Raw genomic sequence first — 20,256 nt, forward strand, 5'->3', positions numbered from 1 at the left:
CACGGCTCACCACATCAGGTTCGGCAACCAGAGAACGATCTGCGGCAAGGCCATCAGCAGCAGCGTAAACAGCAGCATGATGCCGGCATAGGGCAGCGCGCCCCACATCACATCCTTGATGGGGCCATTGTCCTTGCGTACGCTCTGTACCACGAACAGGTTCATGCCCACCGGCGGCGTGATCATGCCCAGCTCGCACATCAGCACCACGAAAACACCGAACCAGACCGGATCTATACCCAGCGCCACCACGATCGGGTAAACCACAGGGATGGTTACCACTTGCATGGACAGCACATCCATAAACATGCCCAGCAGCAAATAGAACAACATCAGAATCAACAGCAAACTGATCTGGGACAAGCCGAAGCCACTGACCCAGTGCGTCAGGTCGTCAATCACCCCGGTAATGCTAACCGTCAGATTCAGCAAAAATGCCGCCGTGATGATCAGCATAATCATGCCGGTAATGCGTGCCGTCTGCATGAAGCAGGCTTCCAGAAAAGCACCGTTCAGGCGCCCTGCACGCCAGGTGAGCAGGAGCGCGGCCACGACACCTAATGCTGCCGACTCCGTGGCCGTGGCAATACCAAAGTAAATGCTGCCCATGACAATGCCAAAGATAATCAGTGGCGGCACCAGGTCCACCGAGGCGCTGAGCTTTTGGGCCAGCGGCAGGCTGGCTTCGCGCAAGCCACCCTGCTGGCGATTGCTCCAGAAGATATAGGCCATGAATGCCAGACTCAGCAGCAACCCAGGCAGCAAACCCGCCATAAACAGCTTGCCGATGGAATTGTTGGTCATGGAACCGTACACCAGCAGATTGACGCTCGGCGGAATCAGAATCCCCAGGGTACCCCCTGCCGCCAGACTCCCCAGTGCCTGACGCATGGGATAACCACGGGCCTGCAACGGCGGCAACGCCACTGTACCAATAGTGGCGGCGGTCGCTACGGATGAGCCTGAGGTCGCCGAAAACAGCGCACAGCAACCAATATTGGTGTGCAGCAGGCCACCGGGCAGACGCCCGAGCCAGGCGGCCATCGCCTGATACATCCTATCGGCGATGCCGCTGCGCAACATTAGTTCACCCAGCAGAATAAACAGCGGAATGGCGGTTAGAATATTTTCGTTCTGCACACTCCAGATCACAGCGCCGGCCGACTGAATAAAGGGCCAGCCGAACACTAGGGCACCGGATATACCGCCCACCGCCACCATGCTTACAGCAATGGGCATGCCTAGCAGAATCAGCCCCAGCATCAGACCAAAGGCAACGAACACCAGCATTACGGTCATGAAGCCACCTCGGATACTTTTGACGCGGTTTTTGTCGAAGCGGGTTCTACGGCCAGGGCCTGTGAGCCGTTGCGCCGGGCCAGGTCAGCCAGCTCCTGCTGCAGTTCCTCATTCAGCCCCCGCGGACTGAACTCGCGGGTGAATTCAGCCCCCCGTCCTCCCAATAGCAGCCACAGCGCCCGACCCGCCAGCGTCAGGGCACAGAGGGCAAACAGCAGCAAGCCTGCAAACCAGGCCGACTGCGGATAAATCAGCGGCGTAGCCCAGGGTGTCTGGGCCCGGCTGCCATAATCCAGGGTTTCGAAAATCACGATCCAGGCCATCCAACACAACACCGCGGCCAGTGCGGCCAGCAGCAGCGCCGACAGCAGATTCAGCGCCGCCCGCCCACCCGCGGGCACGCGGCGGTGAATCAGATCAATGCGAATATGATTGCGATCCAGTAACGCCAGGGTAAAGGCGATGGTCGAACCGATCGCCAGGGCATAACCGCCCAGTTCATCGACACCTTGCAGCGAGGTGCTGAACAGTTTTCGCAGCAGGGTTTCCAGCGTGATCATCACCGACAACCCCACAAAGATCGCGCCGAACAGCAATGCGGCTATGCGTTCCGTGTTTTTCATCCTTCACTCTCCCAGTGAAATCCGGCTGCAGCTGAGGTGACGTTAATGCATCCACGCCGCCTCGGCTGCAAACCGCCTGTGGCTAAAACCCGACTCTGGCACCGAGCGCTGCACGCCAGTCGCTGGAGCATTCAGGGTTGGACTGATCACAAATTTCGGCCCAGGTTGGGTAGGAAATGGCCTTCACAGCATCCTTCACCAAAGCAATGTCCGCGGCCGTTACTGGCACTTCGACCAGATCGAACTTGTTGTTGTACAGGCAAGGCTCCTGACCGACATTGCAGCGCTTGGCATCTTCAAACAGCTCTTCGGAGTACTGCCAGATATCATCGGTCAGAGTGCTGAACGCCTGCTCCAGCGTGCCCTGCTGTTCGGCGTTGAGCTTGCTCCAGCTGTTCAGGTTGACGCCATAGCCATTGATCGCCATCTGGAAACCCAGCGGCAAGACATGGGTTGTCACTTCAGGCCAGCCGGCTGAGTTGGCCGAGCTAGGGCCCGTGATGGCGCAGTCCACCACACCCAGCGCCAGGCTCTGGTGTACCTCGCCAAAACTCAACGGCACCGGAATCCCGCCCACCGAATCGATCACCGCCGCCAGGTTCTGGTCATAGACCCGCACCTTCAATCCCTTGATATCAGTCAGCTGAGTGATAGGCGAATTGCAGAACAGCACCTGGGGGCCAAAGGGCCAGATGCCCAGCAATTTGGTGTTGAAGCGCTCCTGCAAGCGCGCATCCACCACAGGGCCAAACGCCTTGGTGGTGGCAAGTCCGGCTTCATAAGTCGGGTTCAGCCCGACCAGATCAAGCCCGAGAATCGTCGGTTCGTCCCGCGATACCTGGGAAAATCGCAGTGAAACTATGTCAAACAAGCCGGACTTGAGCGTGCGCAACTCCTCCACATCCTTGATACCGGTGGTATCGAGGGGCTTGAAATTCACCTCCAGTGGCAGCCCGGTACTTTGGGCGAGGTTTTCAAAAAACGGCTTTTCCTTTTCCTGCTGAATCAACCCGGTCGCCCCCGGCTGGCCCAGCACCTTGAGTTCAATGATTTCGCTCGCCCACACCGGTGTAGTAGCGAGGCCAACGGCCAGAGCGGCGCTGATAACTGTCTTTTTCATAGTCCGGTCCCCTGCATGCGTAAAAGTACTGCCATCTGTACGACAGCAACTCTGTTGACGCAGCCCGGCTGTACCTCCTGTGCCGGTCTGCGTGACTGCCAGGGAACAGAGCAAAGCCTATACCAATTATGAATAATGAATTACATGATATAATAACTTATTGTTTTAAATGAATTTAATACCTTCACACACTGGTGTGATAGCAGACGAAGACTTACAGCCCTGTTAGGGCTGCACCACGATTGTGCATTTGCAGAACACAAAGGTGCAGGTGTAGCATGCAGGCCGCGTCGCAGGTCCGGCGCCGCACGCGCACAGGAAACAGCTGCCTTAACAGTGCCCGACAGATTCTATTTACTGGCTTCTGTATCCCCTGTCCTGTTACCGGCAGCCGGGTTCAATAGCCTGCAGGCGGCCTGGGCCGTACACCCATAAAAACCTTTTCAGTGGGCGAGGATCGCAATGCACTGGTTCTATCTGATAATTGCCATTATTGCCGAGGTCATAGGTACTTCGGCGCTCAAGGCGGCCGACGGTTTCACCCGCCCAGGCCCCTCGGTGCTGGTCGTCATCGCCTATGGAATATCGTTTCTGTGCCTGTCGCTAACCCTGCGTACCCTGCCCGTCGGCATTGCCTATGCGGTTTGGTCCGGTGTGGGGGTGGTGCTGGTCACCATTGTCGCCTGGTTCCTGTATCAGCAACGCCTCGACTGGCCCGCAGTACTGGGTATAGGCCTGATTCTGTCAGGCGTGATGGTGCTGAACCTGTTTTCCAACATGTCCGGCCACTGATGCAACCGGTAAGCCGCTGAATAATCTGGTAATCTCTAGCAGCAATCAGCATCTGACAAAGGCTGCCCAATGCCACGGACATCCAGACAACTCACCCTGTGCAGCCTGATCGCAGCCTCGCTTCTGGCCGGCTGCAGCAGCTCACCGCCCCGCAAGCCCGATAACCTGTGCGCCATTTTCGAAGAAAAAACTGACTGGTACGCCGCCGCGCTAGACATGAACAAGCGCTGGGGCACGCCGGTGCATGTACCCATGGCCATCATGTACCAGGAATCCGGCTTTCGGCATGATGCCCGCCCGCCCATGCGCTGGTTCCTCGGTCTGGTCCCCTACGGCCGGGCCAGCTCCGCCTATGGCTACAGCCAGGCCAAGACCAGCACCTGGAGCGATTATCAACGGGAAAGCAACAATGGCTGGTCGTCCCGGGATGATTTTGCCGATGCCATCGACTTTGTCGGCTGGTATACCCATAAAACCCAGTCACAGACCGGTGTTTCCAAGTGGGATGCCCGCAACCAGTATCTGGCCTATCACGAAGGCTGGGGCGGTTACCGCAGTGGCAGTTACAACCGCAAAGCCTGGCTGATCGGCGTCGCCAACAAGGTCGACCAGCGCTCCAAGCGCTATGCCAGCCAGTACAATCAGTGCAAAGACAACCTCAGCACTAGCGGCTGGTTCTGGTAGCCCAGACCCGGCCGTATGTACCCTAGCGATACTTATCCTTCTGCCTTAGCGGCAACCCCGTCATATACAGAACCTGGCTAACGCCTTCTGGCCGGCTGTGCAGGCCCCTTTTCGTCTTTTCCCTCTATTGCCCTTGATACCCCTGATACCCCTGATACCCCTGCTATTGCGCCTGCGTTTTCCGTCCTTTCGCCCAGCCTGTCCCTTGAGCCCCCCCCCCCTGTGCGGGTAGCTGCGTTGTTTCAACACGGCAATAAATCAAAATTATTATTACGATTAATCAAAAATATTAAATTGATGAGTCTATATATGCATTTAAGTTCTAAAGGCCTGTTTTTATTATTTTTATTTTATTTATATAAATCAATTACTTACAAGACCCATTCGACAACGACAAACAAACCCTGAAAATAATTTAAAAACCTTTTAAAAACAATAATTTAAAAGCTTCCTAACAGCGCCTTAAAATTGCGATAAATCATTTAGGTATATATAATTATCACTAATCAATAAATGATTAATCAAATAGGAATTAAGAGAATGCAGGAAAGAGAGATAAAACTTCTTTTCAAGGCGGGCGTATTCGATTCCTGCCAGGCGATTCCGGTCTCGATGGCCCGGGGCTGGACGCTCAAATTTGTCGCCAAGGACAATGAGGTGGTGACGCTGGATCTGCAGCGCAGCAAGTCCGAACGTGAATTCAAGAGCCTGGATGGCGCGGCGGCCGTAGCCCGGCGCATCGGCTTTGAATGGCTGAATGTGCAGATTGGGGATTTAAAGTGGCGTGAAAAGATGTAGTCAGCGGCATTGCACCGCCGACTATTGTCACCTAACGCCTGAAAATACTGTGGAGTCGCCCTGGCACCGAGGGTGGTTCAGCGACGCCTGAGAGCCCTACAGAGCGCCTGAGTCGCGCAACAGCGCCACCAGCTGATCCGCGATAGCGGCGTAGCCCGCTGCATTGGGATGGATCTGATCGGACTTGAGCGCAGGATCAGACAGAGCCTCAGCGATGGCGTCGGGCAGATACACCAGGCCATACTCTTCAGCCAGATCGGCGTAGAAACCCGCGGTTCGCACCAGCAGTGTCGGTTTGGGCACCCCCAGCAAGACCACCTGAGCGCCCTGCGCCTGTGCCAGCTCGATCATGCCGGCCAGCTGGCTACGGATAGGCTCCTCAGGCTGCCCGCGCAACAGGTTGTTGCCGCCATGACACAGCAACACCAATGCAACAGAATCTTGCTGCAGCAATGACTGCAAGCGCACCAAGCCGTCTTCGGCAAGCTCTCCAGGCACACCTGCGTTAAGCAGATCCCAGCCCGTCGCCTCGGCCACACGCGCAGGATAGCTTTGATCGGACGTAGCGCCAGTACCAAAAGTCAGGCTGTCGCCAAAGGCCAGCACCCGGGTGCCGGGGGCAAAGTACGGCAACTCCGGCTCCCGGCTGCAGCCCGCCAGCAGCACGCCAAGACACAGTAGCCAGAAGACGCCCCCTGCCGGTCGGCGCAGCCAGGGCGCTGCAAGCGATGTAGCCCGCAGCAGCCGACTCATGCGGCGGTCTCTTCCAGCCGTCCCCTGGCGATCTCCGCCTCAGTCGCGGCGCGCACTGTGACGATCTCGATTTCGAAATCCAGGGTGCGGCCGGCATAGGGGTGATTGCTATCGACGGTAACGCCCTCATCATCGATATCCACTACTGTGGCCAACTCCAGCGTGCCTTCGTCATCTTCCAGCTGACAGCTAAAGCCGATGCCAAAATCCTCCAGGCCCGCGAAGAAGGAAGGCTCCAGAGTGCGCACCTTGTCATCGTCATAGAGGCCGTAGCCCAGCTGCGGCGCAACTTTCAACCGCAGGGTCTCACCGGCCTCATGTCCCGCCATGGCCTGCTCCAGCCCGGCAATAATATTGGCGTGCCCGTGCAGGTATGGCAGGGCATCGCCGTCACGGGTATCCACTTCCAGCACGCCGTCGTCATCGAACAGGCGGTAATGAAAACTGACAACGGTATTTTCGGCCACTTTCATGGGTTTATTCCTCTTCAGACAAATGCTGTGTCAACCAGGTGCCCAGCTGCTGCAGCTCGGGCAGGCAGACTTCGTGGGCCATGGGGTAGTCGTGCCATTGCGGTGCCAGACCAAGGCCCTGCAACGCTTCACGGGCGCGCTGCCCGAGCTGCAGCGGCACCACGTCGTCCTGGCTGCCATGGCAGATCAGAATCGGCAGCTCGGCGTTAACGGCATCCATCTCGGCGGCCATGCGATCGGCCGTGGCCAGGTAGGTCGACAGTGCCGCCACACCGCCGAGCTTTTTCGGATAGCGCAGTGCTGTGTGGTAGGCCACGGCGCCGCCCTGGGAAAAGCCGAACAGAAAGATGCGCTCACTCGGTACACCGCAGGCGATTTCCCGCTCGATCAGGTCCCCGATCTGCTGCGCCGAAACATCCAGCGAGGCCTGATCGATCTTGCGGTCGATATTCATTTCCAGAATGTCGTACCAGGCCGGCATGCGCATGCCACCGTTAACCGTCACCGGACGCACCGGCGCATTGGGAAACACGAAGCGTACGCCGGCATCGGCGGGCAATTCGAGATAGGGCACCACGGGCACAAAGTCACCGCCATCGGCACCCAGGCCGTGCAGCCAGATCACGCTGGCACGCACCGGGCCTTCGGGTTCGCGGCTTTGGCAGGGCAGATAGGTCGTCATGGTCAATCCTCAGGGCTGAAGTCGTTCGATGATCCAGGCAGCGTCCTGCAAGCGGTACCGCATGCGGTCGTGCAGCCGGCTTTCGCGGCCCTGCCAGAACTCAAAGGCCAGGGGCTGAAGACGATAACCGCCCCACTGTGCGGGCTTGGGCACCTGCCCATCGGGGTGCTGAGCACGCAAGGCCTCGACCCGCTGCTCCAGCGTCGCGCGGCTATCGACCACCGCACTCTGCTGCGACGCTGCGGCACTGAGGCGACTGCCCAGCGGGCGCGCGGCAAAATAACTCTGGGCCGAGGCGTCCGGCAGGCGCTCAACCACGCCACAGATGCGCACCTGACGCTCCAGCAGCGGCCAGTAGAACATCAGCTCGGCCTGCGGGTTCTCGACCAGATCCTGTCCCTTGTGGCTGCGGTAGTCGCTGTACCAGCAGAAACCCTCGGCATCGAAATGCTTTAGCAGCACTATACGCGCCGACGGCATGCCGGTGGCATCAGCCGTCGCCAGGGTCATGGAGGTCGCATCCGTGGGCATCAGCACGCGGATTTCACTCAGCCAGCGCCCAAACTGCTCCACCGGATCGGCCGCAAGATCCGCCCTCTCCAGCGCCTGGGCCTGATATTCCCGCCGCAGCGCCTTGTAGTCACCTGTATTGTCGGTCATGCAAATCCCCTGTGTCGCGCCCGCGTGCCGGCAGGCGCAGGCCTGATAATCACAAGCGCAGCACTATAGCGGATCAGGCTCAAGGCACAAGGGCTCAAACGGGCCTATAGGCGAAGGTTTGCGCCAAGGCAAAGATGATAGCTGCCACAATTTAGTGCCATCCTGTAGAGAACGGGCGCTGGGCAGCGGGAGGGAATCTGGCATACTGGAACCTTTGCTGTTGCCGGGCCTCTGATGCGCGACAACACACAGCGATCTCACGGAGACACAGACTCATACCATGGAAAACATGATCGCCTGTCACGACTGCGATCTGCTGCTGACCCGGCCCGAGGTGCCGCCTGGCAGCGTGGCGCAGTGCCCACGCTGCGGCTCTACCCTGATAGCTCGCAGCGTTAACAGCATCGAGCGCACCCTGGCCCTGGCTATCGCCGGGCTGATTCTGTTCGTGCCAGCCAATCTGTATCCGCTGCTGACACTGGAAGCCGTCGGCATTCGCCAGAACCAGACGATGTTTTCCAGCGCCATGTCGCTGTACAAAGATGGTCTCTGGCTGGTGGCGCTGCTGATTCTGCTGTTTGTTATCCTGGTGCCGCTGGTCAAGCTGCTGCTGCTGCTCTACGTCAGTGCCTCACTGCACGGGCGCCAATTCTGGCGCGGTACGGCGCTGGCGCTGCGCAGCTACCAGCACCTGGACGAGTGGGGCATGCTGGAAGTCTATCTGCTCGGCATTGCGGTGTCGGTGGTCAAGCTGGTTGATGTTGCCGCCATTCAACCCGGCCTTGGCCTCTACAGCCTGGTAGCGCTGATTCTGGTGACCCTGCTCAGCTCCACCCTGCTCAACAAGGATCTGTTCTGGCAGCTGATTGGCGAACGCCAGTCGCACCCGCAACCCGACTACAGCCAGCATGACGCAACCGCTGCCGCCCCCATCTGCTGTCACGACTGCAGTCTGCTGTGTCCGCCGGCGCTGGAAGGCACGCCCTGCCCGCGCTGCCACGCCAAACTGCATGCCCGCACCCCCAACTCCCTGAACTGGACCTGGGCGCTGCTGGCCTCTGCCCTGTTTCTGCTGCTACCGGCCAACCTGCTGCCGATCATGACCATTCGCACCCTGGGCCGCGGCGACCCGAGCACCATTATCGAGGGCGTGATCGAACTGACCCAGCACGGCCTGTTCTGGATCGCCCTGGTGGTACTGGTCGCCAGCGTGGTTATTCCCGTCGGCAAATTGATCGGCATGCTCATTCTGCTACTCAGCGTGCAGCTTGGCTGGACCACCAACCTGCGCCAGAAAATGCTCATGTTCCGTTTTGTCGAGTGGGTCGGACGCTGGTCCATGCTGGACATCTTTGTCGTCGGCATCCTGGTGGCGCTGGTGCAGCTGGGCAATCTGACCCATATCATCGGCAACCACGGCGCCACGGCCTTTGCCGCGGTGGTCATCTGCACCATGATGGCGGCGCAGAAATTTGATACAAGACTGATCTGGGATCGTCACCTGGAAAATGCAACCGGCGACCAAAGTCCGCCCACAACTGACGTTTGCGAGCCACCGCGATCATGATACAAAGCCGACACGACACTAAGCCTGGCACCGACACCCCTATTGAGGCTGTACAATGACCGACGCTACACCCGCCACGCCCGCCGTCGTTCGCCGCCACCGCGGCCCCTCGGCCGTGTGGATACTGCCATTGCTGGCGGCGCTGATCGCCGGCTGGCTGGTATACAAGAGCTACCGCGAGGCCGGCATCCAGATCGAGGTGGTGTTCGACTCGGCCGAAGGGCTCGAAATCAACAAGACCAAGCTGCTGTACAAGGGCCTGCCCGGCGGCACCCTGAAATCCCTGCGTCTGAACGAAGACCTCAAGACCGTCACCGCCATTATCGAGGTCGCACCCGAGGCTGAGCAGCTGCTGCGCGAGGGCACCGAGTTCTGGCTGGTCAAACCCCAGGTGTCGCTGTCCGGTGTACGCGGCCTCGAAACCCTGCTGTCGGGTTACTACATCGGCATCAAGCCCGGCGAAGGCATACCGGCGCGCTTTTTCCGTGCCCGCAACGATCTGCCGCCACCGGACAAGAACGACGATGGCCTCTATATCACCCTGTTCGCCGACAGCGCCGAATCCATCAACCGCGGCTCGCGCATCTACTACCGCCACATCAATGTCGGCGAGGTGGTGGACTACCGGTTGTCCGGTGAGGCCGATGACGTCCAGCTCGATGTCTATATAGAGCCGCGCTACACCTATCTGGTGAAAAAGAACTCCCGCTTCTGGAACGCCAGCGGCATCCAGGTGAAGGCGGATCTGCCCAAGGTGGATATTCGCATCGGCTCGCTGGCAGCCATCATTGCCGGCGGTATTCACTTTAGCAACGCCGACTACGAATCCCCCCAGGCCAGCAGCGGCGATCAGTTCAAGCTCTATTCCGACTTTGAGGCGGCGGAGAATGGCATAGAAGTGGAACTGCTGTTTCCCGGCACCACGGCCATCAGCGAAAACACCGACGTCATGAGCCAGGGCATTCGCATCGGCCGTATCCGCAGCCTGCAGCTGAGCGACGATTTCAGCCAGCTGCGCGTACAGTTGCTGATCGATCCCCGCGCCCGCAACCTGCTGCGCAGCGGCACCCGCTTCTGGCTCGAACGCCCCGAACTGACACTGGATAGCCTGGGCGACTGGCGCAAACTGGTGAAAGGCAGCTATATCAATCTGGAGCCCGGTACCGGCAACGAGCAATTCAGCTTTACCGCGCTGGATTCAGCCCCTCTGCGGGCAACGGTGCAGGGAGGCCTGGCGGTGGAGTTGACCAGCGACCAGCTGGGCTCCATTTCCCGCGGCTCACCCATACTGTTTCGCCAGCTGCCGGTAGGGGAAGTGGTGGGCTATGAGCTGATCGACAAGGGCCAGCAGGTACTGATCCACGGCGTGATCCGCGAGCAGTACCGTGACCTGGTGGCGAGCCACAGCCGTTTCTGGAATAGCAGCGGCATTCGCTTTGCCGCGGGTCTGGAGGGCGTGAAAGTGCAAACCGAGTCCCTGCATACCCTGGTCAATGGCGGTATCAGCTTCTTCACACCCGATGTGCGTGAAGCCCGCGCCGCCAAGCCCGGCCAGCGCTTCACGCTGTACAGCGATTTCGATACGGCCTCCGGCCAGGGCAAGCTGCTCTATGCCCAGCGCGCCGACAAGCTGACGGTAAAGCTGGAGGCCGAGAGCCTGGGCTCCATCGCCGTGGGATCCCCAGTGTTGTACCGGCAGCTGAACGTCGGGCGTGTCAGTCACTATCGCCTGCTGCCTGCAGCAGACAGTGTTGAAATTGAACTGCTCATCGACAAGCCCTACCGCGACCTGATTACCACCGCCTCGCGCTTCTGGAACGCCAGCGGCGTGTCAGCGGACTTTAACCTGCAGCAGGGCCTGAAGGTAAAAACCGACTCTCTCGCCAGCCTGGTCACCGGCGGCATTGCCTTTGATACCCCCGACGGCGGCGTCGCCATCGGCGCCACACAGCGCTTTCAGTTGTATTCAGACCAGGCGCGCAGTGTCGAGCAGGGGCTGGAGATACGCATTCTGTTCCCGCCCGACCGCGCGCTTTCAGCCGGCGCCTTCATTCGTTACCGCGGCCTCACTGTGGGGCGCATCGAACAGGTCAGGCTGTACGATGCCCAGGGCACCATAGACGCCACCGCCGTGCTGTTCAGCGAAGGTCACTTTCTGGCCCGCAAGGGCAGTCGCTTCTGGATAGAGCAGCCCGAAGTGCGGCTCTCCGCCATCAGCAACCCGGCGGATATCCTCTTCGGCAACCATGTTGAAGTCAGCGCCGGCCCCGCCGATGCAGACCCGAGCCAGTATTTTGTCGCCTCCGCCAGCGCCCCCGAAGGCGCCCGGGGCTACGGTCTCAACCTGGTGCTTAATGCCGATCAGCTCGGTACCCTGGAAAAAGGCAGTCGGGTGTTTTACCGCCAGGTACCCGTAGGGGAAGTCACCGGCTTCAGACTCACCGGCGATGGCCAGTCGGTGGATATCTTCGCCCATATCAAGGCCGAACATGCTCACCTGGTGCGCCAGGGCAGCCAGTTCTGGAATATCAGCGGCTTCAGCGCCGAATTCAGTTTCACCCGGGGATTCAAGATCGACGGCGACTCGCTGGAAAGTCTGGTGGGCGGGGGTATCGCCTTCCAGTCTCCGCCTGAGGGCGAGCGAGCCCTCAACGGCAGCCGTTACAGGCTACTGAAACAAAAGCCCGACGCAACCAAACAGCACCGGGACAACGAGACAGCGCCGCCCCACGCAGCAGCGCCGGAGACGTCCGCGGCACAGCCGCATTTGCCGGCCTCCGGCGATCTGACTAAACTCGAGCTGGAAAACGGATAATGACACCATGAAGCGATCGCCCATTCTACTGACGCTGCTGCTGGCACTGCTACTCAGTGCCTGTGCCACACCACAGCAGGAGCGCCCGTTCCAGATGCGCAATCTGGCCAAGTCGGATATCGACATGGTCACCGATGCCCATATCGCCGAGGTCAATCGCCTCAGTCGCGAGCTGATGCTAAAACTCTACCGGCGCAATCCCCGCGAACTCGCCAAGGCGCCCCCCGGCACCACGATCGCCCAGCGCATGTACCAGCTGTTCGAATCTCCCCGCAAGACCCGTTTCAACGAACTGAACAACCGCTACGGCATCCATGCCGTGCCGCTGGCCTTTGATCCCGCCTTTGAGGGCGACCGCGTACTGGCCCTGATGGTGGGCATCAGCGGCATGATCCACAGCGCCTATAACGGCCAGGACGAGTTTTTCCTGCTGGATGAAATCGACCAGCAGAAACTCTACAACAGCGCCCGCAACCTCGAGAAAATAGCCTGGCAACTGAATAGCGCCCGCCAGGCCAATAGCGAGCCCTTTCTGTACAGCAACGGTTTAAGCGAGGTGGGTGTGGGCAACCTGAGCTTTGCCCGCACCTTTGGCAAGCTGATTGCCTTACAGGACATGATGGCGCGCATCGTCGCCGATACCCAGAACCGCACCATCAACAAGGTGCTGCACGGCATGACGTCTACGGTACTGCTACCCATCTGACACGGCGGCGTCCTTGACAGCCATGATAGATGGCAGGCCGCCGGCGGATTCAATCGCCGCAGTCGACCAACGGGCGGTTAATGCTGATATCGCAGATTTTGTGGTTGTCGTTCAGGTGTAGCGTGACATCGGCGCGCGCCGGCATCTCATCCAGCATGGCCCTTGTGAGGCGCTCGTAATGCTGGATAAAGCGCTGAATTTCGGCGTCGCCCATAATCCGCAGATGCCCCTGTGACTCGCCGGCCTCGCGCAGAAACTGCATGCGTTCGGCCAGTTTTTTCTCCTGTAGCGAGCGCCATTCGTACACCGCCTCCATGCTTGGCACCTTGAGCATCAGCAGTACGTCCACCAGCGCAAACAGCTCGGCGTAGGGCCCCTTGAGTTGCTCATTGACGTAACGGCGCCAGGTGCCCTGCGGATCTTCCAGCCGTTCCAGCGCGTTGATTGGTTGCTGCAGGGCCGCATCGTGCTGGGCCCGGGCGCCGACGCACCAGCCCTCCAGCAGCACCACATCGGCACCGCCCGACCACTCGCGCCAGACGGACACCGGACAGCGGTCATCGGTGGATTTGTCGAACACCGGTATGCGGGTCGCGGCATTGTGCTCCCCGCGCTTGAGTGCCTGCAGCAACTCGATGCCCAGCTGCACGTCATGGCTGCCGGGCACACCCCGGGTTTGCAGCAAGGGATGAACCTCGGCGCCCAACTGCTCGCGCTCAGCCCTGGTTTTATACAGGTCGTCAATGGAAAAACTCGCCACGCGCAGGCCAAAACCTTCGCTCAAGGTGATATCCAGCAAGGTAGAGAGGGTGGACTTGCCCGCGCCCTGGGCACCGTTGAGCCCGACCACCAGCGGCGCGCCCTGGCGCCGGTGATGACACAGAATCCAGGCGGCCAGCGGCACATAGATGGCCTCAAACATCTCCACCAGGCCGATATCCACCTTGAGCGATGCCAGGGTGGCGGCAAAGGCACGTTGCAACGCCTGCACCGCATGCTGGCGCTGCACCGCACTCAGGCACAGCTGATCCTCGGGCCAGCGGGTGAGCACACTCATTCAGACTCCACTTGCAACAGGGGGACAGGGTAACGGCTTGAACCTGGGCTTCACAGATGCTGATGGGTGCGCAGCCAGGCCACCACGGCCTCGATCTGCTGGCTGTCCATCAGCGACGGCGCATGACCAATGCCCGGCAGACTGAGCAGCTGCATGGCAGGATTCACCGCCCCCATGCGCGCCACCGTATCGGCCAGCAGCACATCCGACTCCTCGCCCCAGATGAGCATCTGCGGACAGGCGATCTGCTGCCACAGCACCCACAAGTCCACATCCTCGTCGCTGTTCAGGCGCAGGTTCTCGGCGATGGCAGGATCATAGTGCAGTGCCAGGGAGCCATCCGCCAGTACCCGGCTGCCGGTCTGTGCCAGGCGACGCCACTGGCTGGCACTGAGGTGACCCAGCGCCGGATAGGTTTGGCGCAGCCAGGCCTCACAGGCTTCGATGCTGTCGAAACGGCGATCTTCCAGATAGGCGGCGATGCGCTGCAGGGCCGCGCTGGGGACAAAGGGGCCTATGTCATTCAGCAGCAGCGAGCGAATGGGGCTGTTGGGCAATGCCGCCAGGCAGATACCGATCAGGCCACCCATGGAGGTGCCGACCCAGTCGACCTTGTCGACATCCAGCCGTGCCAGCAGGGTCACCATGTCGTTCATGTACTGTGGAATCTGATAGGCCGCCGGCGGATTCAGCCAGTCACTGTGGCCTCGTCCTGCGATATCGGGGCACACCACGCGATAGTCCCGCGCCAGCGCCTGTGCCAGGTCGTCAAAATCACGGCTGTTGCGGGCCAGGCCATGAACACAGACCACCACACGGTCGTTTTCGGCACTGCCCCACTCGTGATACACCAGCCGATGAAAACCTGTGCCACTCAGCGCCTTGATTGATCCTGTCCGCATTGCCTGTTTCTCCCGTGCCGACCAGGGCCTGTGCGTACAGGGCCTCCATGGTCACTGTGCATGATCGCAAAGATCGACGTCGGATTACGTTAGCATGATCCCAATGACAGCAACATCTCAGTTCATCTGCGCCGCGATGTAGCGACTCAGAAGGCCCTGACTCGCGTTAGGGATACTGAGAATTTTCATGCCGACCTGAAACCTGTCCTGCGCCAGGCGCCGGCTGTGGATCATTCGGCAATGGCAGTGCACGGACTCCTGTTCCAGTCCGAAATGCAGGTTCAGCTCCAGCGGTGCACCGGCTGCTACACCTGGACGGGCGCCCAGCAGGGCCTCCAGTTCGGCATTGCCTTCGACCAGCACCCCGCTGAGACTCAGGTGAATCACCCGCACATCCAGACAGTCGCCGCGAAAAGGTTCCAGCTCCGCTGGCAAATCCACCTCCACCCTGGGGTGCAGCCGCATATCAACATTCATGGTGCTATCCTCTGTGGTCTTCAATCCCGCGCCCTCATCTCAGCGGACGCTTGGCCCACGAACTATAACGCGAACCAGAGCGCGCACTATAGTTAGGTATAGCAGCAGCGCCTGCCGCAGCACATGATCGACCCACCCGGTATCATCAGCATCCGGTACATCAGCAAGGAGACCTTCCATGAGCCAGTTCCGTTCTGAGCAAGACAGCATGGGCACACTGCAGGTGCCGGCCGACGCCCTCTACGGCGCCCAGACCCAGCGCGCTGTGGATAACTTTCCGATCAGCGGCCTGACCCTGCCCGAGCCCTTTATTCGCGCCCTCGGGCTGATCAAGGCCGCCGCCGCCCAGAGCAACGTCGAGCTGAGGCTGCTGAACGCCGAAATCGGCTCCGCCATACGCCAGGCCGCCATGGAAATTGCCACCGGCAAGCATCTGCAGCAGTTCCCGGTGGATGTATTCCAGACCGGCTCAGGCACCAGCTCCAACATGAATGCCAATGAAGTCATCGCCCATCTTGCGAGTGGCTACTGCGCACAGCCCGTGGACCCCAACGATCATGTCAACATGGGGCAAAGCTCCAATGACGTGATTCCTACCGCCATTCACCTGAGCGCCGCTATGGTGCTGGATGAATCCCTGCTGCCGGCCCTGCACCACCTGCAGGTCAGCATCGACAGCAAGGCGCACAGCCTGGAAGGCCTGATCAAGACCGGACGCACCCATCTGATGGACGCCATGCCGGTGCAACTGTCGCAGTCGATGTCGGGCTGGTCGGGGCAGATACAGCTGGCGATTCGAAGGCTGGAGGCCAGCCGTCCACGCCTGCACCAGCTCGCCCAGGGCGGCTCGGCCGTGGGCACCGGCATTAACGTGCACCCGGACTTCAGCGCCCGTTTTGCGCAAAATATCAGCGCGCTCTCCGGCCTGACGCTGCAACCGGCCGACAACCTCTTCTGCGCCCTTGCCTGCCAGGACACGGCGGTGGAAGTGTCCGGCCAGCTCAAGGCGCTGGCCTGTGCGCTGCTGAAAATCGCCAATGACCTGCGCTGGATGAACTCGGGCCCGCTGGCGGGTCTGGGCGAGATTGAGTTGCAGGCGCTACAACCCGGTTCATCTATCATGCCCGGCAAGGTCAACCCGGTGATTCCGGAAGCCGTGATGATGGTCGCCGCCCAGGTTATCGGCAACGATGCCGCCATCACTGTGGGGGGGCAACACGGCAACTTCGAGCTCAACGTCATGCTGCCCCTCATTGCCCACAACCTGCTGCAAAGCGAGACGCTGCTGGCCAGTGCCGCCCGCCAGCTGGCCGACAAGGCGATTGCGACCTTCAGGGTCAACGAGAGCAACATCAGTGCAGCGCTGGCGCGTAACCCTATCCTGGTAACGGCCCTGAACCCCATCATCGGCTACCAGAAGGCCGCCGCCATCGCCAAGCAGGCCTACGCCCAGGGCCGCCCCGTGGTTGATGTGGCGGCAGAGGTCACCGGCATGAGCCACGATGAATTGGCGCAGCTGCTGGATCCCGCACGCCTGACCCAGGGGGGCATTCAGGGCTCAAGCTAAAATTGCGTGCTGATGTTCAAGGGCAAATCGGGACAGGAGGAGCATCCTTCGCAGGGATCCGCAATAGTGAAAAAAAGCTAGAGTCCTGCGTCCTGGATCGCGCTTGTAGGCGGAAGCTCTGCTGATTTTTTCGAGCCTGCATTTCGCCTTTCGGCGACATACTTTCTTTGCCCGTGCAAAGAAAGTATGCAAAGAAAGCACGCCCCGATGAAGCCTATTCGCTGTGCTCTGAGATCATTCGGCGGGCTGCGCTGACGGTACATCCATGTACCTCATCGCAGGCGCATCAGTCCCTGTTGCGCCCCTTCAGACCTGATCGCCGAATGACCTCAGTGCTCGCCGGCTTCATAAGGGGGATCGGAGCCGTTCTGATATATAGGTGGTAATGGTGGGGAGCTCGTAGGATGAAATCCACTTCCGGCGATACAGGGCTTAATCGCCGGGGCCAGATTCGCTATAATCCCGTACCATTTTTTAATCCATTGCCCGGCCCACTCCAAAGCCGCAACAGCAGCAGGGACATTATTTGCCATGAATCGGGATCTCGACAAGCTTCAGCCCTACCCGTTCGAAAAGCTGGCCACCCTGAAGGCGCAGGTCACGCCGCCCGCCGACAAGGCCCATATCGCCCTGTCCATCGGCGAGCCCAAGCACCCGTCGCCGGCCTTCGTGGCCAAGGCGCTGACCGACAACATCGGCTACCTGGCGAATTACCCGACCACCGCCGGGTTGCCGGAACTGCGCCAGACCATTGCCGACTGGTGCAGCCGCCGCTTCAAGCTTGCCGCCGGCAGCCTGAGCGCCGAGCGCAATGTGATCCCGGTGAACGGCACCCGCGAAGCCATCTTCGCCTTTACCCAGGCTGCCGTTGAACGCAAGGCCGATGCCCTGGTGCTGTCGCCCAACCCCTTCTACCAGATCTACGAGGGTGCAGCCTACCTGGCCGGCGCCGAGCCGCTGTTTCTTAACTGCGATGCCGAGCGCAACTTCATTCCGGACTTCGACGCCATCTCCGCCGACGTCTGGCAGCGCTGCCAGCTGCTGTTCCTGTGCTCGCCGGGCAACCCCACCGGCACCGTGATCGGTCGCGACGTGCTGACCAAGCTGATTGCGCTGTCGGACGAGTACGACTTCATCATCGCCTCGGACGAGTGCTACTCCGAGATCTACTTCGACGAAGCCGAGCCACCGGTGGGTCTGCTGCAGGTCTGTGCCGAGCTTGGCCGGGACGACTACCGCAACTGCGTGGTGTTCCACAGTCTGTCCAAGCGCTCCAACCTGCCGGGCCTGCGCTCGGGCTTTATTGCCGGTGATGTCGCCCTGATGATGCCCTTCCTCAGCTACCGCACTTACCACGGCAGCTCCATGCCGGTGCAGCATCAGCTGGCCTCCATCGCCGCCTGGAAGGACGAAGCCCATGTGCTGGAAAACCGCGACAAGTACCGCGAAAAGTTCAGCAAGGTCATCGAAATCCTCGCCCCGGTGATGGACGTGCGCATGCCGGATGCCGGCTTCTACCTCTGGGCGCCTACGCCCATCGAAGACGACCGTTTCGCCCAGGGCCTGTTCGAGCAGCAGAACGTTACCGTGCTGCCGGGACGCTACCTGTCCCGCGAAGCCGATGGCCGCCTGCCGGGCGCAGGTTTTGTGCGCATGGCACTGGTCGCCACGGTTGAGGAATGTGTTGAAGCGGCGCAGCGTATCCGTGCCTACGTCCAAAGCCTGAACGCCTGAACGCCTGAAGAAAACCGGAGCCCGCATGATCAGCCTGTACGGAATCAAGAACTGCGACACCATCAAGAAGGCCCGCAAGTGGCTTGAAAGCAACGGCATCGACTACCGCTTTCACGACTACCGCAGCGATGGCCTGGAGCGCGCCCAGCTGGAAAGCTGGGCCGCGGAGCTGGGCTGGGAGGCGCTGCTGAACAAGCGCGGCACCACCTGGCGTACCCAGCCGGACAGCGTCAAGAACAGTATCGATGAAGCCAGCGCCATCAGCCTGATGCTGCAGCAGCCGGCCATGATCAAGCGGCCGTTGCTGGATACCGGCACGGCACGGCATCTGGGTTTCAAAGACGCCGATTACGCGACCTGGCTGCAGGGCTGATCCCGCACCCCAAATTATTTTTTAAACGATTACGGAGTAACAGCATGACAAATTTTGCATTCGGCCTGGGTATTGGCACCAAATCCGCCAGCGGTGAATGGCTGGAGGTGTACTACAACGCCCCGCTGCTTAACGCCTCGGCCGAGCTGATCAAGGCCGTTGCCAGCGCCGTGGGCTACACCGGCGGCAACCAGACGCTGGAAGTCGAGCAGTCCCAGCTCAAGGCCCTGGAAGCGGCCTTCCTGTCGGTGGACGCCGAAGACCAGGCCGAGATTGTCGAAGTTCTCGAAGGCTCGCGCCAGCCGCTGGTCCTCTGCATTCTGGAAACCGACGCAGAGCCCGCCACCACCGCCGAGGTGTACCTCAAGCTCAGCCTGCTGTCCCACCGTCTGGTCAAGCCCCACGGTCTCAACCTGGCCGGCATGTTCGGTAAGCTGCCCAACGTCGCCTGGACCACCGAAGGCGCCATTGCCCTGGATGAGCTGCCCAAGCGCCAGCTGGCCGCCCGCGCTCAGGGTCGTGTGCTGGATGTGCACTGCGTCGACAAATTCCCCAAGATGACCAACTACGTGGTGCCGGCCGGTATCCGCGTGGGTGATGCCGCGCGCATCCGCCTGGGTGCCCATGTGGGCGAAGGCACTACCGTGATGCACGAAGGCTTCATCAATTTCAACGCCGGCACCCTGGGTGTCTCCATGGTTGAAGGCCGCATTTCGGCTGGCGTCGTGGTCGGTAATGGTTCGGATCTGGGGGGCGGCTGCTCCACCATGGGTACACTCTCCGGCGGTAACAACGTGGTGATTTCCGTGGGCGAAAACTGCCTGCTGGGCGCCAATGCCGGCCTCGGCCTGCCGCTGGGCGACCGCTGCACCATCGAAGCGGGCCTGTACCTGACCGGCAGCTCCAAGGTTGCCCTGCTGGACGACCAGAACAACGAAGTCGCCGTACTCAAGGCCTCGGAACTGGCCGGCAAGCCGGACATGCTGTTCCGTCGCAACTCACTGACCGGCCGCATCGAAGCCAAGACCAACAAGAGCGCCATCGAACTCAACGCCGAGCTGCACAAGCACAACTAAGGCCCGCCTTGCACGCCAGCCCCGGTGGTCAGACTCTAACCACCGGGGCTGTGCATCGGCGCCAGACCTGATGCAATCCTCCTTCGATTCCGGACCCA

General features: G+C 60.4%; 20 protein-coding genes. 10 read left to right on the forward strand and 10 right to left on the reverse strand.

What is annotated here, in order from left to right; all coding sequences use genetic code 11:
- Nucleotides 1-6: 6 nt before the first annotated feature.
- The 3 genes from A8C75_RS18320 to A8C75_RS18330 form a co-directional block, all read right to left on the reverse strand.
- Complete coding sequence (locus A8C75_RS18320) at nt 7-1,299, reverse strand: TRAP transporter large permease (RefSeq protein ID WP_067385664.1); 1,293 nt, start codon at nt 1,297-1,299, stop codon at nt 7-9.
- Nucleotides 1,296-1,922 carry a TRAP transporter small permease subunit gene (locus A8C75_RS18325; protein WP_067385666.1) on the reverse strand — a complete coding sequence of 209 codons (627 nt, stop codon included), beginning with the start codon at nt 1,920-1,922 and terminating at the stop codon, nt 1,296-1,298. Before A8C75_RS18325 ends, A8C75_RS18320 begins: the two co-directional genes overlap by 4 nt.
- A gap of 82 nt (nt 1,923-2,004) precedes the next feature.
- Entirely contained in the window at nt 2,005-3,042 is a 1,038-nt protein-coding gene (locus A8C75_RS18330; RefSeq protein ID WP_067385669.1) for a TRAP transporter substrate-binding protein, read from the reverse strand.
- Nucleotides 3,043-3,504: 462 nt separating this feature from the next.
- On the opposite strand from A8C75_RS18330, the gene A8C75_RS18335 reads away from it, so the two are divergent.
- The 3 genes from A8C75_RS18335 (at nt 3,505) to A8C75_RS18345 (ending at nt 5,316) form a co-directional block, all read left to right on the forward strand.
- Entirely contained in the window at nt 3,505-3,834 is a 330-nt protein-coding gene (locus A8C75_RS18335; RefSeq protein ID WP_067385671.1) for a DMT family transporter, read from the forward strand.
- A 69-nt stretch (nt 3,835-3,903) separates the two neighbouring features.
- The gene (locus tag A8C75_RS18340) at nt 3,904-4,518 is read left to right on the forward strand and encodes a transglycosylase SLT domain-containing protein (protein ID WP_067385674.1); all 615 of its coding nucleotides are present in this window, start codon (nt 3,904-3,906) and stop codon (nt 4,516-4,518) included.
- Between the two features lie 540 nt (nt 4,519-5,058).
- Nucleotides 5,059-5,316, forward strand: coding sequence for a hypothetical protein (locus A8C75_RS18345; RefSeq protein ID WP_067298141.1), 258 nt, complete (start codon nt 5,059-5,061; stop codon nt 5,314-5,316).
- 96 nt (nt 5,317-5,412) lie between these two features.
- Here A8C75_RS18345 and A8C75_RS18350 read toward each other — a convergent pair whose 3' ends face one another.
- Genes A8C75_RS18350 through pdxH form a run of 4 tightly spaced genes read right to left on the reverse strand, consistent with a single transcriptional unit; the run spans nt 5,413 to nt 7,884 of the window.
- Nucleotides 5,413-6,069 carry a GDSL-type esterase/lipase family protein gene (locus tag A8C75_RS18350; RefSeq protein ID WP_084784148.1) on the reverse strand — a complete coding sequence of 219 codons (657 nt, stop codon included), beginning with the start codon at nt 6,067-6,069 and terminating at the stop codon, nt 5,413-5,415.
- Nucleotides 6,066-6,542 carry an FKBP-type peptidyl-prolyl cis-trans isomerase gene (locus A8C75_RS18355; RefSeq protein ID WP_067385676.1) on the reverse strand — a complete coding sequence of 159 codons (477 nt, stop codon included), beginning with the start codon at nt 6,540-6,542 and terminating at the stop codon, nt 6,066-6,068. Before A8C75_RS18355 ends, A8C75_RS18350 begins: the two co-directional genes overlap by 4 nt.
- Nucleotides 6,543-6,546: 4 nt before the next feature.
- On the reverse strand, nt 6,547-7,224 hold the full coding sequence (locus A8C75_RS18360) for an alpha/beta hydrolase (protein WP_067385678.1): 678 nt from the start codon (nt 7,222-7,224) through the stop codon (nt 6,547-6,549).
- Between the two features lie 9 nt (nt 7,225-7,233).
- Nucleotides 7,234-7,884, reverse strand: coding sequence for a pyridoxamine 5'-phosphate oxidase (pdxH, locus tag A8C75_RS18365; RefSeq protein WP_067385680.1), 651 nt, complete (start codon nt 7,882-7,884; stop codon nt 7,234-7,236).
- Between the two features lie 280 nt (nt 7,885-8,164).
- Between pdxH and A8C75_RS18370 the strand changes: the two genes are divergently transcribed.
- The 3 genes from A8C75_RS18370 to A8C75_RS18380 are packed head-to-tail and all read left to right on the forward strand — an operon-like array spanning nt 8,165 to nt 12,972.
- Nucleotides 8,165-9,451, forward strand: coding sequence for a PqiA/YebS family transporter subunit (locus A8C75_RS18370; protein ID WP_067385682.1), 1,287 nt, complete (start codon nt 8,165-8,167; stop codon nt 9,449-9,451).
- Nucleotides 9,452-9,506: 55 nt separating this feature from the next.
- Nucleotides 9,507-12,266 (forward strand): PqiB family protein, encoded by a 2,760-nt coding sequence (locus A8C75_RS18375; RefSeq protein WP_067385684.1) that lies wholly within the window; start codon nt 9,507-9,509, stop codon nt 12,264-12,266.
- Between the two features lie 7 nt (nt 12,267-12,273).
- Nucleotides 12,274-12,972 (forward strand): hypothetical protein, encoded by a 699-nt coding sequence (locus A8C75_RS18380; protein ID WP_067385686.1) that lies wholly within the window; start codon nt 12,274-12,276, stop codon nt 12,970-12,972.
- Nucleotides 12,973-13,021: 49 nt separating this feature from the next.
- Here A8C75_RS18380 and A8C75_RS18385 read toward each other — a convergent pair whose 3' ends face one another.
- The 3 genes from A8C75_RS18385 to A8C75_RS18395 all read right to left on the reverse strand — a co-directional run bounded on the left by A8C75_RS18385 (nt 13,022) and on the right by A8C75_RS18395 (nt 15,408).
- Nucleotides 13,022-14,029: a hypothetical protein gene (locus A8C75_RS18385; protein WP_067385688.1), complete on the reverse strand. Its 1,008-nt coding sequence runs from the start codon at nt 14,027-14,029 to the stop codon at nt 13,022-13,024.
- Between the two features lie 50 nt (nt 14,030-14,079).
- Nucleotides 14,080-14,931 (reverse strand): alpha/beta fold hydrolase, encoded by an 852-nt coding sequence (locus A8C75_RS18390; RefSeq protein WP_067385691.1) that lies wholly within the window; start codon nt 14,929-14,931, stop codon nt 14,080-14,082.
- A gap of 117 nt (nt 14,932-15,048) precedes the next feature.
- Nucleotides 15,049-15,408, reverse strand: coding sequence for a PilZ domain-containing protein (locus tag A8C75_RS18395; protein ID WP_067385693.1), 360 nt, complete (start codon nt 15,406-15,408; stop codon nt 15,049-15,051).
- Nucleotides 15,409-15,586: 178 nt separating this feature from the next.
- Here A8C75_RS18395 and A8C75_RS18400 point away from each other — a divergent pair, with 178 nt between their 5' ends.
- The 4 genes from A8C75_RS18400 to dapD all read left to right on the forward strand — a co-directional run bounded on the left by A8C75_RS18400 (nt 15,587) and on the right by dapD (nt 20,158).
- Complete coding sequence (locus tag A8C75_RS18400; RefSeq protein WP_067385695.1) at nt 15,587-16,975, forward strand: class II fumarate hydratase; 1,389 nt, start codon at nt 15,587-15,589, stop codon at nt 16,973-16,975.
- 531 nt (nt 16,976-17,506) lie between these two features.
- Nucleotides 17,507-18,709 (forward strand): succinyldiaminopimelate transaminase, encoded by a 1,203-nt coding sequence (dapC, locus tag A8C75_RS18405; RefSeq protein ID WP_067385697.1) that lies wholly within the window; start codon nt 17,507-17,509, stop codon nt 18,707-18,709.
- 25 nt (nt 18,710-18,734) lie between these two features.
- Nucleotides 18,735-19,082: an ArsC family reductase gene (locus A8C75_RS18410; protein ID WP_067385699.1), complete on the forward strand. Its 348-nt coding sequence runs from the start codon at nt 18,735-18,737 to the stop codon at nt 19,080-19,082.
- 44 nt (nt 19,083-19,126) lie between these two features.
- Complete coding sequence (gene dapD, locus A8C75_RS18415; protein ID WP_067385702.1) at nt 19,127-20,158, forward strand: 2,3,4,5-tetrahydropyridine-2,6-dicarboxylate N-succinyltransferase; 1,032 nt, start codon at nt 19,127-19,129, stop codon at nt 20,156-20,158.
- Nucleotides 20,159-20,256: the final 98 nt, after the last annotated feature.

The organism is Marinobacterium aestuarii, from assembly GCF_001651805.1.
Taxonomy (GTDB): domain Bacteria; phylum Pseudomonadota; class Gammaproteobacteria; order Pseudomonadales; family Balneatricaceae; genus Marinobacterium_A; species Marinobacterium_A aestuarii.

Bases quoted from the DNA above. Each gene is read 5' to 3' on its own strand.
- A8C75_RS18320 (WP_067385664.1), bottom strand. From the start codon at position 1,299: ATGACCGTAATGCTGGTGTTCGTTGCCTTTGGTCTGATGCTGGGGCTG.
- A8C75_RS18325 (WP_067385666.1), bottom strand. From the start codon at position 1,922: ATGAAAAACACGGAACGCATAGCCGCATTGCTGTTCGGCGCGATCTTT.
- A8C75_RS18330 (WP_067385669.1), bottom strand. From the start codon at position 3,042: ATGAAAAAGACAGTTATCAGCGCCGCTCTGGCCGTTGGCCTCGCTACT.
- A8C75_RS18335 (WP_067385671.1), top strand. From the start codon at position 3,505: ATGCACTGGTTCTATCTGATAATTGCCATTATTGCCGAGGTCATAGGT.
- A8C75_RS18340 (WP_067385674.1), top strand. From the start codon at position 3,904: ATGCCACGGACATCCAGACAACTCACCCTGTGCAGCCTGATCGCAGCC.
- A8C75_RS18345 (WP_067298141.1), top strand. From the start codon at position 5,059: ATGCAGGAAAGAGAGATAAAACTTCTTTTCAAGGCGGGCGTATTCGAT.
- A8C75_RS18350 (WP_084784148.1), bottom strand. From the start codon at position 6,069: ATGAGTCGGCTGCTGCGGGCTACATCGCTTGCAGCGCCCTGGCTGCGC.
- A8C75_RS18355 (WP_067385676.1), bottom strand. From the start codon at position 6,542: ATGAAAGTGGCCGAAAATACCGTTGTCAGTTTTCATTACCGCCTGTTC.
- A8C75_RS18360 (WP_067385678.1), bottom strand. From the start codon at position 7,224: ATGACGACCTATCTGCCCTGCCAAAGCCGCGAACCCGAAGGCCCGGTG.
- pdxH (WP_067385680.1), bottom strand. From the start codon at position 7,884: ATGACCGACAATACAGGTGACTACAAGGCGCTGCGGCGGGAATATCAG.
- A8C75_RS18370 (WP_067385682.1), top strand. From the start codon at position 8,165: ATGGAAAACATGATCGCCTGTCACGACTGCGATCTGCTGCTGACCCGG.
- A8C75_RS18375 (WP_067385684.1), top strand. From the start codon at position 9,507: ATGACCGACGCTACACCCGCCACGCCCGCCGTCGTTCGCCGCCACCGC.
- A8C75_RS18380 (WP_067385686.1), top strand. From the start codon at position 12,274: ATGAAGCGATCGCCCATTCTACTGACGCTGCTGCTGGCACTGCTACTC.
- A8C75_RS18385 (WP_067385688.1), bottom strand. From the start codon at position 14,029: ATGAGTGTGCTCACCCGCTGGCCCGAGGATCAGCTGTGCCTGAGTGCG.
- A8C75_RS18390 (WP_067385691.1), bottom strand. From the start codon at position 14,931: ATGCGGACAGGATCAATCAAGGCGCTGAGTGGCACAGGTTTTCATCGG.
- A8C75_RS18395 (WP_067385693.1), bottom strand. From the start codon at position 15,408: ATGAATGTTGATATGCGGCTGCACCCCAGGGTGGAGGTGGATTTGCCA.
- A8C75_RS18400 (WP_067385695.1), top strand. From the start codon at position 15,587: ATGAGCCAGTTCCGTTCTGAGCAAGACAGCATGGGCACACTGCAGGTG.
- dapC (WP_067385697.1), top strand. From the start codon at position 17,507: ATGAATCGGGATCTCGACAAGCTTCAGCCCTACCCGTTCGAAAAGCTG.
- A8C75_RS18410 (WP_067385699.1), top strand. From the start codon at position 18,735: ATGATCAGCCTGTACGGAATCAAGAACTGCGACACCATCAAGAAGGCC.
- dapD (WP_067385702.1), top strand. From the start codon at position 19,127: ATGACAAATTTTGCATTCGGCCTGGGTATTGGCACCAAATCCGCCAGC.